The 14336-nt window shown below is 36.2% G+C and carries 11 protein-coding genes; 3 read left to right on the top strand and 8 right to left on the bottom strand.

All coding sequences use genetic code 11. The features are described 5' to 3' along the window. Window positions 1-57 precede the first annotated feature (57 nt). The 6 genes from H1R81_RS22870 to miaB all read right to left on the bottom strand — a co-directional run bounded on the left by H1R81_RS22870 (window position 58) and on the right by miaB (window position 8345). Window positions 58-846 carry a DUF3108 domain-containing protein gene (locus tag H1R81_RS22870; protein ID WP_181843080.1) on the bottom strand — a complete coding sequence of 263 codons (789 nt, stop codon included), beginning with the start codon at window positions 844-846 and terminating at the stop codon, window positions 58-60. A gap of 43 nt (window positions 847-889) precedes the next feature. After that, window positions 890-1951 carry an aminopeptidase gene (locus H1R81_RS22865; RefSeq protein WP_181843079.1) on the bottom strand — a complete coding sequence of 354 codons (1062 nt, stop codon included), beginning with the start codon at window positions 1949-1951 and terminating at the stop codon, window positions 890-892. Between the two features lie 114 nt (window positions 1952-2065). After that, window positions 2066-4909 carry a carbamoyl-phosphate synthase large subunit gene (gene carB / locus H1R81_RS22860; RefSeq protein ID WP_181843078.1) on the bottom strand — a complete coding sequence of 948 codons (2844 nt, stop codon included), beginning with the start codon at window positions 4907-4909 and terminating at the stop codon, window positions 2066-2068. A 140-nt stretch (window positions 4910-5049) separates the two neighbouring features. Beyond that, window positions 5050-5604 (bottom strand): LptE family protein, encoded by a 555-nt coding sequence (locus H1R81_RS22855; protein ID WP_181843077.1) that lies wholly within the window; start codon window positions 5602-5604, stop codon window positions 5050-5052. Further along, window positions 5585-6895 (bottom strand): sigma-54-dependent Fis family transcriptional regulator, encoded by a 1311-nt coding sequence (locus H1R81_RS22850; RefSeq protein WP_181843076.1) that lies wholly within the window; start codon window positions 6893-6895, stop codon window positions 5585-5587. The genes H1R81_RS22855 and H1R81_RS22850 overlap by 20 nt, the downstream gene beginning before the upstream one ends. A 7-nt stretch (window positions 6896-6902) precedes the next feature. Then, window positions 6903-8345, bottom strand: coding sequence for a tRNA (N6-isopentenyl adenosine(37)-C2)-methylthiotransferase MiaB (miaB, locus tag H1R81_RS22845; RefSeq protein WP_181843075.1), 1443 nt, complete (start codon window positions 8343-8345; stop codon window positions 6903-6905). A 228-nt stretch (window positions 8346-8573) separates the two neighbouring features. Between miaB and H1R81_RS22840 the strand changes: the two genes are divergently transcribed. Continuing rightward, entirely contained in the window at window positions 8574-9890 is a 1317-nt protein-coding gene (locus H1R81_RS22840) for a gluconate:H+ symporter (protein WP_181843074.1), read from the top strand. Here H1R81_RS22840 and H1R81_RS22835 read toward each other — a convergent pair. Further along, window positions 9887-12397 carry a BamA/TamA family outer membrane protein gene (locus H1R81_RS22835; protein ID WP_181843073.1) on the bottom strand — a complete coding sequence of 837 codons (2511 nt, stop codon included), beginning with the start codon at window positions 12395-12397 and terminating at the stop codon, window positions 9887-9889. The genes H1R81_RS22840 and H1R81_RS22835 overlap by 4 nt on opposite strands. A 14-nt stretch (window positions 12398-12411) precedes the next feature. Between H1R81_RS22835 and H1R81_RS22830 the strand changes: the two genes are divergently transcribed. Together H1R81_RS22830 and H1R81_RS22825 are read left to right on the top strand one after the other, a co-directional pair. Continuing rightward, complete coding sequence (locus H1R81_RS22830) at window positions 12412-13158, top strand: RNA methyltransferase (RefSeq protein WP_181843072.1); 747 nt, start codon at window positions 12412-12414, stop codon at window positions 13156-13158. Between the two features lie 7 nt (window positions 13159-13165). After that, a complete protein-coding gene (locus tag H1R81_RS22825; RefSeq protein ID WP_181843071.1) occupies window positions 13166-13738 on the top strand; it encodes a pentapeptide repeat-containing protein in 573 nt (190 codons plus the stop codon). Between the two features lie 6 nt (window positions 13739-13744). Here the strand turns inward: H1R81_RS22825 and H1R81_RS22820 are convergent, their stop codons facing one another. Continuing rightward, window positions 13745-14257: a GNAT family N-acetyltransferase gene (locus H1R81_RS22820; RefSeq protein WP_181843070.1), complete on the bottom strand. Its 513-nt coding sequence runs from the start codon at window positions 14255-14257 to the stop codon at window positions 13745-13747. Window positions 14258-14336: the final 79 nt, after the last annotated feature.

Genomic DNA, 14336 nt, shown 5'->3' with positions numbered 1-14336 from the left:
ATATTAGAAAGATAATTTTATATTTTAATTGTTAAGACAATTATTTTATTTATCGAATCACCGCCAGTTAAAATCATATCTTGTATTCTTATAACCTTTAATTTCCATGCTGGCACTACCAATTGGGAATTCCAGTTCAATTCTGATTGGTACGCGATTACCGTCATCTGATACCCATATTTTTATCGCATCTTCCCCCTTAAACATTTCATTCTGCGGCAAAATAGGAGTTAGTTTAAGTACATTAATTTTTCCGAATCTTGTTTTTACTGTACCCTTCCCATTGTACTTGACTTTCATATAATATATTTCATCATCAAAAAACATAGGCGATGATATAGTTTCACCTATTCTCATCTTTGAATAATCTAATGTACGTAAAAAATAATAGCCCGAAACTACGTCGTGAATATTGTTTGGCAGGTTAAAAGACTTCTTCTCATTATTTTGTTCCCTTAAGGCAGAATTTGCAAAATGGTCAAACAAAATAACCTGATCTTTCTTATAGCTATTCTCTTGTAAACTCATTAAAAACTTCTGTGGCAGAATAGCGGCAGTATCTAAGTAAGAACGATAAGTATTACGAATATGAAAAAGGTCTGTTATACCCGTAGTACGACCAAAAACATTGATTCTGTAACAAGCGCGATTGTTCACCGAATATATCTGAGGACTTACCTCTACCGTTGCCTCTCCAACTGGTAATATCCCATATTTTACCTTATACTCAAAATATTCTCCCGCTTTAAAACTTGTATTGGGGATAAAACGGTAAGTATCTCCTAAAGTAAATGACGAGGTAATTAATAAAAAACAAACGATTAATATTTTTAAGATATATTTCATCCTTAATTATTCTAAACAAAGGGTATAAAAAAATATGCCAATATCAGAAAACTATACTACTTGGATACGCTTTTTTTAGGTATGCCAGATACTTTTTAAAATCCTGATTAAATTTTGTTCTAAATTCTTCTTCAAACTGATTTTGCTTGCTCTGATAGGTCAGATAACCGATAAAATAGGCATTGTTTACCTCAGAAGTACGATTGCGATTTTTTCTGAGAGATTGCATCTCTCCTTTCATCAACGTATCGGTCGAAGCCATTATTTTTTGTATTAAATCAAATTTCTCCGAAGTTTTCTGAGTAATTGTTAAGTTTTTATTAAAATTACGATATAAACTGTCTAATAGTTTTGCCCCTCTGATTAAATGTTCAGTATAGGAATCGCCAAATTTCTTTGAAAGTTCATACTTCTTTAATTCTCCCGAATCTTTGCCGTGTTTATACGCTAAAAACCTGATAGCTCCATATTCGCCGATAAAATCGGCAAGATTCTCGTTAAACTCAAGGTTATTTTTCACAAAAAGTGTTCCATGTGTCAGTTCATGAATAATAAGGGCCGCTAAGCGGGCATCAGAATAATAAAGCATTGAACTCAGTATAGGATCTTTCAGATACCCCAAAGTGCTCCATGCAGATACCTCGTTTAATTGAGTATCAAATCCTTGCTTTTTTAATTCAGTTATTTCCTTATCTGCTAATTCTTTTTCAAAATATCCTTTATAGCTAAAAGCACCTACAATCGGGAACCGCCATTTTTTCGCTTTTAACTCAAATGGTTCGCAAGCAGTCATAACCCATAAAATAGGCTTATGATGCTGATCATAAAATGTGGTATAGTTCTCTGATAAATTAAGCCCTAAAGAATCAACAGCAAACCGTTTAATTTCCTGAATCAGTTCAATACGTTTCTTTAATGAGTCAGGAAAAGTTTTATCTTCCATGACTTCTTTAACAGGACGCGTATTAAAAATAATTTTCAATTGTCCTTTAGCCTGACGAAAGCCATATACCGCAGCATCGAAATTGAAGGCAATAAATCCGATAAAGAGTATGAAGAATACAAGAAAAAAGTATTTAATAAACTTTTTAAAACTCAGCCACATATTCGCTTTAATATTGGTTTCAAAGTTTTCTATAACGAAAACCCTACTCTCTTAAATAAACAAAAATAAAAGCCACTCTGTTCAGAATGGCTTTTATTTTAACATTTCTTAATATTATCTGCTCAAATACAGATTTCTTTCTGAATAGACTTGTAAAAAGAAGTCATCCGTTAAATCTTTAATGAAATAAATACCCTCTCCTGTCGATTTCATTTCAGGTCCTAATTCTTTATTTACATTCGGGAATTTATTGAATGAGAAAACCGGTATCTTGATAGCATAACCTTTTTTATAAGGTTTAAACTTAAAGTCTTTTACCTTTTTCTCGCCTAACATCACCTTAGTTGCATAATTCACATAAGGCTCACGATAGGCTTTGCAAATAAATGGTACCGTACGAGATGCTCTTGGATTGGCTTCAATTACATATACCTTTTCATCTTTAATCGCGAACTGAATATTAATTAGCCCCACAGTATTCAAGCCCACTGCAATTTTCTTGGTATATTCTTCAATCTGGGCTATTACATTTTCACTTAAATCAAACGGTGGTAAAAGAGCATAAGAATCTCCTGAATGAATGCCTGCCGGCTCAATATGCTCCATAATACCAATAATATACACATCTTTACCATCGCAGATTGCATCCGCTTCAGCTTCAATGGCATTTTCAAGAAAATGGTCTATCAGGATATTATTATCAGGAATATCATTCAGAATCTTTACTACGTGTTGCTCCAATTCCTGTTCGTTAATAACAATCTTCATACTTTGCCCTCCCAATACATAGCTTGGGCGTACTAAAAGCGGAAAGCCCAACTCTCGGGAAACTTCAACCGCCCGATCTGCACTACGAACAGTATCAAACAAAGGATAAGGGATATTCAACTCTCTTAAACGTTCAGAGAATCTACCTCTATCTTCTGCCAGATCTAAAGCATCATAAGAAGTACCTATTATTTTGATACCATATTTGGTAAGCTTTTCTGCCATTTTCAGGGCAGTTTGCCCACCTAATTGCACAATTACCCCTTCTGGTTTTTCATGCTGTATCAAATCATATACATGCTCCCAGAATACAGGCTCAAAATATAATTTATCCGAAATATCGGGGTCGGTTGAAACGGTCTCAGGATTACAGTTTAACATGATGGTTTCATAACCACATTCTTTGGCAGCCAATACTCCGTGCACACACGAATAATCGAACTCAATCCCTTGCCCGATACGATTTGGACCAGAACCTAATACCAATACTTTCTTTTTATTCGAGCTTACCGATTCATTATCAGGGTTTTCCTGATTTGAATTAAATGTCGAGTAATAATAAGGAGTTTTTGCTTCAAATTCCGCAGAACAGGTATCAACACATTTATATACCCGTTTAATACCTAAAGCATTTCTTTTATTAAAAACCTGGCTTTCCTTGCAGGTTAACAGATGAGCAATCTGCCGATCAGCATAGCCTTTTTGCTTGGCAGCCAACAATAAATCTTTTGGTAAATCATCAATTGAAAACTTCTCAATTTCCTTCTCCAACAATATCAGTTCTTCAATCTGCCTCAAAAACCATTTATCTATTTTGGTAAGATTCTGAATCGTTTTGAAAGAAAGCCCCGCTTTAAAGGCATCGTAGATATGGAATAAGCGATTCCATGACGGGTTAGCCAAAGATTTCTTTAACGCCTCCTGATCTCTCAATTCTTTGCCATCTGCACCTAATCCATTGCGTCGAATTTCAAGCGATTGACAAGCTTTCTGTAAGGCCTCCTGGAAATTACGACCAATCCCCATCGTTTCACCTACAGATTTCATCTGTAAGCCTAATGAACGGTCAGCCCCATGAAATTTATCAAAGTTCCATCGTGGAACCTTTACAATTACGTAGTCGATGGCAGGCTCAAAAAAGGCAGAAGTACTTCCGGTAATCGGGTTTATTAACTCATCAAGATTGTAACCAATAGCCATTTTTGCAGCAATTTTTGCAATCGGATACCCTGTAGCTTTTGAGGCTAACGCTGATGATCGACTCACGCGAGGGTTAATTTCAATAGCGATGATTTCATCTGTATCAGGATGCAGCGAGAACTGTACATTACACCCTCCGGCAAACTGTCCTATCCCATTCATCATTTTGATGGCCATATCACGCATTTTCTGATAAATGGTGTCCGGCAAGGTCATGGCTGGTGCTACGGTAATCGAGTCTCCTGTATGAATACCCATTGGGTCAAAGTTCTCGATAGTACAAATAATAACAATATTACCTTTATTATCTCGTAATAACTCTAACTCAAACTCTTTCCAACCTAAGATTGATTGTTCAACCAATACCTCATGCACAGGAGAAGCATGTAGACCATGATTAAGTGCTTTATCAAAATCTTCCGGACTATGCACAAATCCACCACCAGTACCACCTAATGTAAAAGACGGACGAATAACTAATGGAAATCCAATTTCCTGCGCAATTTCTTTTCCTTCCAGAAACGAACGGGCAGTGCGGCCTTTGCATACGCCAATGCCTAATTCGAGCATTTTTAGTCTGAACTTCTCACGGTCTTCTGTTGTCTCAATGGCCTTAATATCAACACCAATAATCTGTACACCGTATTTCTTCCAAACTCCACCCTTATCGCAATCAATCGCAAGATTAAGTGCGGTTTGTCCACCCATAGTTGGTAAAACAGCATCAATCGGTTTACCCATCGACTTGTGTTTTTCAAGAATCTCTATGATGGATTTTTTCTCTAATGGTTTCAGATACACGTAATCAGCATTGATAGGATCCGTCATGATTGTAGCCGGATTTGAGTTAATCAAACTCACTTCAATACCTTCTTCTTTAATGGATCTTGCTGCCTGAGAGCCGGAGTAATCAAATTCGCACGCCTGACCGATGACAATGGGGCCTGAGCCTATGATAAGAACTGACTTAATATTGGGATTTTTTGGCATTTTTTTTGTGAAGGGGTTTCGATTCGTTAATCGAAGAACAAAGGTAATATAGATTTTTTATTTTACCATTGATAGATTGAAAATACCTTATAAAAGTGCAAAAAAAAGATTAAAATATCCTATTAAAACCAAAGACCTTATTACCATTGCGCTGCCGTATCGTTGAAGATATTTAGCACCAGTTGGTCAAGAATTTTAGGCACTAATGACCCCTCTACCTGTGCAAGCGTTTGTTCCTGAGGAAAGTCCTGATAGAAAGAAAATTCCTTTTCAAAACTCTCATCTTCATTTTTGGTATTCACAAATCTTACCTCTACTCTAATGGTTAGTCTGTTAAGGGCAGCTTTATCGCTGGCCGTAGCTGCCACAGGTGTAAGTTCATACCCGGTAATTGAACCCTCTAAAAACAGATCCCCATCATTAGGCTTTAATTTCAGGCTCGTATTTCGTTGATAATACTCTTTCAGTTTTTCAGTGAAATTCAACGTAAGATTAGCTGGGCCACCGGCAGTATTCATTACGAAGTTCTGTATCGTAATGGTTTTTAAATCTGAGGATAACGTAGTACCAGTAAAAGAATATATTTTGCAGGAGTCAAGCATAACTGATGCGCATAAAAAAAGAGATAGAAACAAATATCTCTTTAATACGATGCCCGCTTTTATCTCAGGTAATTTATTCGTCTTCAATATCATATTGCTTGATTTTTCTGTATAATGTTCTTTCAGAAATACCTAAGTCAGAAGCGGCATATTTACGCTTAAACCCATTTTTCTTTAATGCCTTGATAATCATTTCCTTTTCCTGTTTCTCTAATGAAAACGAATCTTCCTGCGTTTCGTGCGAAATATCCTCCACATTATTCCTGTCATCCTGAATGTCATCAATTTTGATAAACCCACCCTCATCGACTGGTTGATATGACTGGAAAGGACTGGCAACCGGGCCATACATTGTTTGAGGTACTAATGAAACGCTCTCATCCGTGTGAATACCATTAAACAATTCACTATGCTGTTTCATCGTTTCTGGGTTTATCTGCCCTCCCTGCATTAAAGACAGAACTAATTTTTTCAAATCGGTCATGTCCTTGCGCATATCAAATAAAACTTTATATAACAGGTCTCTTTCAGATATACCCCCATCATTCCCTCCATTCATTCCTTTTAACAAGGCAGGTAACCCACTTACCTGTTCACGTGGCAGATATTTTGCTAATACTTCTGCCGAAACTAATCTGTCTGTTTCTAAGATAGTAATCTGTTCAGCAATATTTTTTAATTGACGGATATTTCCTGGGAAACGAAAACTCATCAGCAATTGTGTAGCACTTTCCGTAAGCTCAACAGGTTGGATATGATTTTTCTCAGCAAAATCATAAGAGAATTTTCTGAAAAGCAGGTCAATATCATACCCTCTTTCACGAAGCGGCGGCACATAGATTGGAACTGTATTTAATCGATAATACAAATCTTCTCTGAATTTCCCTCTTTCAACTGCCTCTAAAAGTTTCACATTAGTAGCCGCAACTACTCTCACATCTGTTTTCTTTACTTTTGAAGACCCGACCGGAATAAACTCACCGTTTTCTAATACACGCAACAAACGTGCCTGTGTACCAATAGGTAATTCGGCTATTTCATCTAAGAAAATTGTACCCGTATTAGTAGTTTCGAAATAGCCTTTGCGGTCGTCGATGGCTCCTGTAAATGACCCTTTCACGTGCCCGAATAACTCCGAATCTATAGTACCTTCTGGTATAGCGCCACAGTTTATTGCTATGAAAGGCCCGTGCTTACGACTACTTAATGCATGAATTATTTTTGAAAAAGATTCCTTTCCACTACCGCTCTCTCCTGTTATTAATACTGTCAGGTCGGTTGGGGCTACCTGTACGGCAATACTCAAAGCATAATTCAATGCAGGAGCATTGCCAATAACTCCGAACCTATTCTTGACTGATTGTATTTCTGCGTTGTTGGTCATTGTAATTTTAAACTAAAACTTCTGCAACTGCTTTACCAATCAGGGTAGCCGCTGTGCATTCAGTTACTAATACGTTCACATAGTCGCCTTTTTGAAAATTTTCTTTCGGAAAAACAACCATTTTATTCTGGTCATTTCTGCCACATAGGTGCTCTGTCGAACGTTTGGAGAACCCCTCAACTAAAATCTTATGGACTTTACCGATAGCCATTTGATTACGCGACAATGAGTGAGATTGCTGCTTGTTGATAACCTCTGTTAGTCGCCTGTTTTTTATTTCATTCGGTATATCGTCGGTCAGTTTCTTGGCCGCAGGTGTATTTGGTCTTTCTGAATAGGCAAACATATATCCGTAGTCATATTTTACATAATCCATTAAAGAAAGCGTATCCTGATGATCTTCTTCGGTTTCAGTACAGAAACCCGTAATCATATCTTGAGAAATACCACAATCTTCACCTAAAATTTCACGTATTCTATCTATTTTACCCATATACCACTCACGGTCATAGGTTCTGTTCATTAGTTCAAGAATACGGCTGCTGCCACTTTGAGCTGGCAAGTGAATATATTTACAGATATTGTCATACTTTTTCATAGTATAAAGCACGTCGTCTGTAATATCTTTGGGGTGAGAAGTTGAGAACCGTACACGTAAATCAGGATTGATCAACGCTACCATTTCTAATAAATTAGCAAAATTGGTGGTGCTTAATTCCCCATTCACTCCTTTCCATTTATACGAGTCAACGTTCTGGCCAAGCAATGTAACCTCTCTATAGCCTTGCTCATAAAGTTCAGTAGCTTCTTTTACAATTGAAAATGGATCACGACTTCTTTCACGTCCACGAGTATAAGGTACAACACAAAAACTACACATATTATCACAACCTCGCATTATACTTATAAAAGCGGTAACTCCGTTTGAATCTAAACGAATGGGTGTAATATCAGCATAGGTTTCTTCTCTTGATAAAAATACATTAACAGCCTTTTGCCCGTCTTCTACCTCATTAATCAGATTTGGCAAATCACGGTAGGCGTCAGGTCCTACCACCATATCCACAATTTTCTCTTCTTCCAGAAACTTGGTTTTCAAACGCTCTGCCATGCAGCCTAATACACCGATTTTTACTTGCTGGCGTTTTTTCTTCATGGGTACTAAATGCTGAAGACGGTTTCTGACTTTTTGCTCAGCATTTTCTCTGATTGCACAGGTATTCAGCAAAATCAATTCTGCTTCTTCTATTTTAGAAGTTGTTGCAAAACCATTTTCTCTCAAGATAGAAGCTACAATCTCGCTGTCTGCAAAGTTCATCTGGCATCCATAGCTCTCTATATATAGTTTACGCTTGGCATCGCTTTCTTCATCTACACTAATGCGCGCTACATCTAAATCTTTTTTATCTTCTTCTTTCAGAATCTCTAATCTGCTTGTTACTAAACTCATGATATTGACCTTGATTTATCAAACACAACCTCATTGAAAAAAATAAAGTTCTTGTTCTTTTCAGGAGGCTTACTTAATTAAGACACAAATTTACGACAATACTGCCATAATGTCAGAATAATCGCAATTATTTATTGTTAAAATAACCACAATCCATTTTTTTAAACTACTTATTCTCAATAATCCTTTGTAATTTGCTGCTCATTCAACCTTAAAACTATTGCCCTTATGCCTTTGCTCATCACAATTTTTGGGCTTACTATACTTATTGTGCTCATTTCTTACTTCAAGCTTCATACTTTTCTTTCTTTTTTAACTGTTGCTTTAGGTATCGGTTTGGCATTACAAATGCCCCCAGATCAAATCTTAACAGCTATTCAGCAAGGTATCGGTGGAACTCTCGGCTCTATTGTAGCTATTATTGCCTTAGGTGCTATGTTAGGTAAATTAGTAGCACAAAGTGGGGCAGCACAACGAATCTCAACCAAAATGATAGATATTATTGGTACGGGTTATGTACGCTGGGCTTTTATGATTACAGGGTTTATTGTAGGTTTACCACTCTTTTATTCTGTGGGCTTTATGCTCATAGCTCCATTAGTAATTACCGTTTCATATCGTTATAAATTACCAGCGGTTTATATAGGGATACCTATGTTAGCTTCCCTTTCAGTTACACAGGGATATTTACCCCCTCATCCTGCACCTTTGGCTATAGCCAAACAGTTTAATGTAGATATGGGTTTAACACTCTTTTATGGTATCATAGTAGCCATTCCAGCCATTTTAGTTTCAGGCGCGTTGTTTGGCAGCACTTTAAAAAAATACCTGACCATGCCAAACAAGGCATTTATCGCACCCGAACTCAAAGATGACCAAATGCCCTCAACGTCAATGAGTTTTATTTCAGTTTTATTACCGATTCTGCTTATCGGCCTATCAACCATTATTCTACCATACTTTGCCAAAGATTCTTTTCTATTTAAAGTCGTTACCTTTGTTGGAGATCCTATTGTGAGTATGTTTATTTCAGTAATATTTGCTATTTACGCTTTGGGAGTTAAGCAGAATAAAACAATGAATGAAATAACTACTCTGTTAGGAAACTCCATCAAAGAAGTAGCTATGTTATTCTTGATTTTTGGTGGTGCTGGTGCATTAAAACAAGTGTTGACTGATGGAGGAGTAAATCAATCTATTGCATCCATGATGGAGGCATCTTCTTTACACCCGCTTGTTTTAGCTTGGGGAATGGCAGCTATTATTCGTGTGGCTGTCGGCTCATCTACCGTTTCGGGTATTACCACAGCTGGATTCGTAGCTCCCTTATTAGCGTCTACACATACCGAACCACACCTGATGGTACTTAGCATTGGCGCAGGTAGTATGATGTTCTCACACGTAAATGATTCGGGATTCTGGCTTTTCAGAGAATACTTTCAGCTTTCTATGACTGAAACACTCAAAACATGGTCTATTATGGAAACGCTTGTATCAATATCAGGATTAGCTGGGGTAATGGCTTTAAACACTTTTATTGGTTAAAAAGGGTAACCTATGGCAAAGTGAAAAACAGGATAATAATCGTTATTTCTACCTAATCGGGTTTTATCTAAAACAAAGCGGTCACCCGAGTCTCTTGAGGGGTCTATTACTTTTACACCCCAATCGAAACGGGCGACAAAATAATCCAAATCTAAACGGATACCAGCTCCAGTACCGACGGCAAATTCTTTGTAAAATCTATTCCAGTCAAAATTGGCCTCATTGTATTTAGAGTTAATCTGATACCATTTCCATACATTTCCGGCATCGATAAAAAGACCAGCATTCCAGTTTCCAATAAATCTGAACATATATTTGCGGTATTCTATACTGCCTTCTAACAGAATATCTCCAGGCTGTTGAAAGAACCGATTGCCGACTGTTACCCCTTGTGCAGAACCCGGCCCTAAAGAACGTGGTCTCCAGGCCCTGATACTATTAGGTCCACCAATAAAAAAGTTCTTTTCAAATGGTAAAGCCTGATTGTCACCGTAAGGATGAGCAACTCCGACGTTTAGGCGATAAGCCCAGGAATCTTTTGCATTAATCGGAAAATATTTCCTGAAATCTATATTCAGCTTTACAAATCTGAAATAAGCTCGCTGAATAGTATCTAATGGAAATACCTGATCGATAAAATTGATTTTATTTTTATTTGGGAAAAAGTTAAGAGTTGTACCGCCTGATTCAACGAAAACTCTCAGATACCTCGCTTTGATATTTTTACCTTGCTCCTGATTATTAAAAATATAGGTGGCATTGATACTCGAAACAAATTGAGGATCAAATAAAACCTTTAGATTATTCCCCCGTTGAGCTTCATAAGTAAGAATTGAGTCAAAGGCAAAACTTTTATAAGGAGTATTAATCAGGTTTATATCAAAGGGCGAAATCTGAATGGTTTCATATTTTGATTTGAGCCATGCGTAGTTGCCTGTTAATCTGAAAACCTGTCTCCGATAAAGCTGTTGAGCAGAATTATTATAACTTAAAGCCAATTGCGTACGTGGACTTTTCAAACTCAAAAGATTAGCAACCCTACTAAAAAAAATAATTTTAGGAAAGTTAAACGCAAGATTAGCCCCTAATTCTCGGCTTCGCTGAACAGTAGTATCTAATCCCGGTTGCCCTTCCAGATTAGCTCTTAAACCTAATTCTGTCGTTTCTAAAGCACTTAGCAGATTTCTCGCACGCAAAGAAACATTAGCCCCGCCACCCAGGATGCCATTAATATTATTAACATCGAAATTATACGAGGCAGTATATTTAGGGTTAGTAGGTGCAATAATATCCGTTCTAAGACGGTTATCAGGCAATTGCGTAAAACGGATATTGGCAAATGCAAATTGATCAAGGCCGTAAAGTTGTCGATTAGTTTCGTTCACCAACGAAATTCTGAACAGCTGATCAGGGCGAATCAGAATCTTTTTATCTAACAATCTTGTAGGAAACCGCTTACCAATAAAAGTATAATTAATACCGCTATACCTGATTTGAGTGGTATCGCCTCCTATGGTTTGGTCATTTGAAGGATCAGCCGAAATAAAGTTTACCGATTCAAAATAAAATTGCTCATGTTGCTCCCTTAACAATGGGTTCCTAACCAACATCTTTACATTCACTTTATAATTCCGCTTAATATAGTCTGTCGTATCAATTTCAGTCGAAATGTAGTTTTTTGCTATGAAATTATAATATCCTTCATCTTTCAATAATAATTCTATTCTACCTTTTTCTAAGGTAATATTGTCCATATTTACCCTTTCTCCTGCCTTCAGCATTGTGGCAGCCATTGTAACCTTTAAGATGCTATCTATACGTGGGTCTTTAATATCATATCTTACACTATCAATATAATAGGCATTCCTTTCCTCTACCAGATATGTGAGTTTTATACCCCTGTTATTAGTGGTAGAATCAATCTGATAAGTAACTGTATTATCAAAATATCCTTTATTATAAATATATTTCTGAATTGTTTCAGATGTATGTTTAATGGATGCTTCTGTAATTTTTGCAGGTGGTTCTCCTACGTTTTTCATCCACCAGTTTTCTTTGGTGTCTAACCTGTCCTGGTAAATACTTTTTTTTCTTTGATACCTTGCTCTCTTTTTCTCTATATCTGCATCAAAATTTCCTGTGCTGGGTAAGGTCTTGAGTTTAATATCCCATTTATTTAGTCTTTTTTTAATTTTAGTACTATCGTAAAATGCTTTTCCTAAATTATATAATCCTACATAGGGTGTAACTGGTAGATTAAAAGGCCGTCGGTTGGGCTTTTGAGTAGGTGGAATCAGGTATTCTAATTCCTCAGTTGAAATTTGTTTATTACCTTTGAAAGCCAGACTATGCAAACGATATTCGTCTCGTTCTAATTGTACCTCTCGTGAACATGAAAAGAAGAATATAAATAGGAATGGAAGCAGATATTTAATTTTATCACTCACGACATTTGTTTGTGTTTTTTGGGCTCCGGTATGTCTTGATGATAAATAATAAAAACGCATAAATTAATATTGATATGTTTTCTAAACAGCAACAAAAATACGTTCAATCCTTACAAATAAAAAAATATCGTCAAGAACACCATTCTTTTTTAGTAGAAGGTGCTAAAAGTGTCATTGAATTAATAGATTCTGATTTCGGGATTGAGTTAGTACTATGTACATCTAAATTCTTTGAAGAAAACGAAAAAAAAATAAAAAAAATATCAGTTGAGCAAATTTCTCAAACTGAACTTGAGAAAATAAGTACGCTGAAAAGTAATGATTCAGCGGTAGCAATAGTAAAAATGAAACCCAATATATATTTAAAAACCACCGAAAACGAATTTGTTTTGGTTTTAGATGATATTAGAGACCCTGGTAATCTGGGCACGATTTTGCGTATTGCCGATTGGTATGGTATTAAAAAAGTCGTTTGTTCTGATACAACCGTTGATCTCTATAACCCTAAAGTAATTGCTGCCTCGATGGGTTCATTTACAAGAATCCAGGCTTTTTATACTAACCTGCAAGCCTATTTTGAGCAGATTTCAACGCATATGCCCGCTATAATAGGTACTTTTCTGAATCACACAAATCTACATAAATTTAGTTTCCCGAATGCCGGATACATCATTTTAGGGAATGAGTCGAATGGGATTGGCGAAGCGGTTGAAAAATTTGTAACTGATAAAGTAACGATTCCAAGATTCGGGCATGCTGAGTCATTAAATGTGGGCATTGCCACAGCTATTGTTTTAGATAACTTAATGCGAAGAAAATAATCAGTTTATGAATAAAGCCTATTTTGAAGAACTCTCTTTTGATAAAGTTGATTTTGCTGTTACTCTCCTTGCCAAAGGTGAATATGAAAACTGTACTTTCAGCAACTGCAATTTCGCTGAGGTTCATTTGTCGGGTTATATTTTTTCAGATTGTACCTTTAAGGATTGTAATTTAAGTATGGCACGCACAAAAAATACATCATTTAAAGATGTGAATTTCAAATCTTGTAAGGTTCTGGGTGTTCATTTTGATGAATGTAATCCTTTTCTTTTTGAAGTGCATTTTGAAAACTGCCTGCTTAATCTTTCAACTTTTCAGAACCTGAATCTTAAAAAGACCCAATTTAAGGATTGTACTATACATGAAGTAGATTTTTCTGATGCCGATTTAAATAGTGCTGTTTTCGACAATTCTGATTTAACAAGAAGCAATTTTAATAATACCAATCTGGAAAAAACTGATTTCAGAACTGCCTATAATTATTCAATCGATCCTGAAAGAAATAAGATTAAGAAAGCCAGATTCTCTTTACAGGGCGTTGCAGGCTTATTAGATAAATATGACATTTCGATAAGTTAAAAGTTATCAATTAACTTTGATTTCAAATAGACCCAAGGTAACACCCCAATAATGGACAGGCAAGCCTTCTGTAGGAACTATCTGTTTTATACCAACATAAGTATATCCGGCATTAAGATATATCTGGTGTAGTTTGGCATTATCCTGCCAGGTATCTAATCTGACGAAATTTATCTGATTGATTTTGGCAAAATTAATAGACCAGTCCGTAATCAATTTCACAAATCCCCTACCCCTGAAATCAGGGTTAGTTGAGATGCGATGTACATAAATAGCTGAATCTTTATCTCGCTCATCCCAGATATGAGGGTCATTAAAGGCTGTCATGAATACACAGGCTATCTCCCCATCAATTATAATTTTCCATTGGCGGTTTTCTTCAATTTCTTTTAGTACCATTGCTTTATTAAAGCCTTTCCAGACTAAATCACTTACTTCTTTTTGATGCGCTATGGCGCTATCATATAAGCTCATTAAGGTGTTTAAATCGGTAATTGTAGCATTTATAATTTCCATCATTCTTTAATTTTTCACAAAAATTTGCATTATAAATTTATTCTCCAAATATTTGCGTAACTAATTACGTAATTAATTACCT

Source organism: Emticicia sp. BO119 (assembly GCF_013912375.1).
Lineage (GTDB): Bacteria > Bacteroidota > Bacteroidia > Cytophagales > Spirosomataceae > Emticicia.
This window is presented reverse-complemented; position numbering and strand designations above follow the sequence as displayed.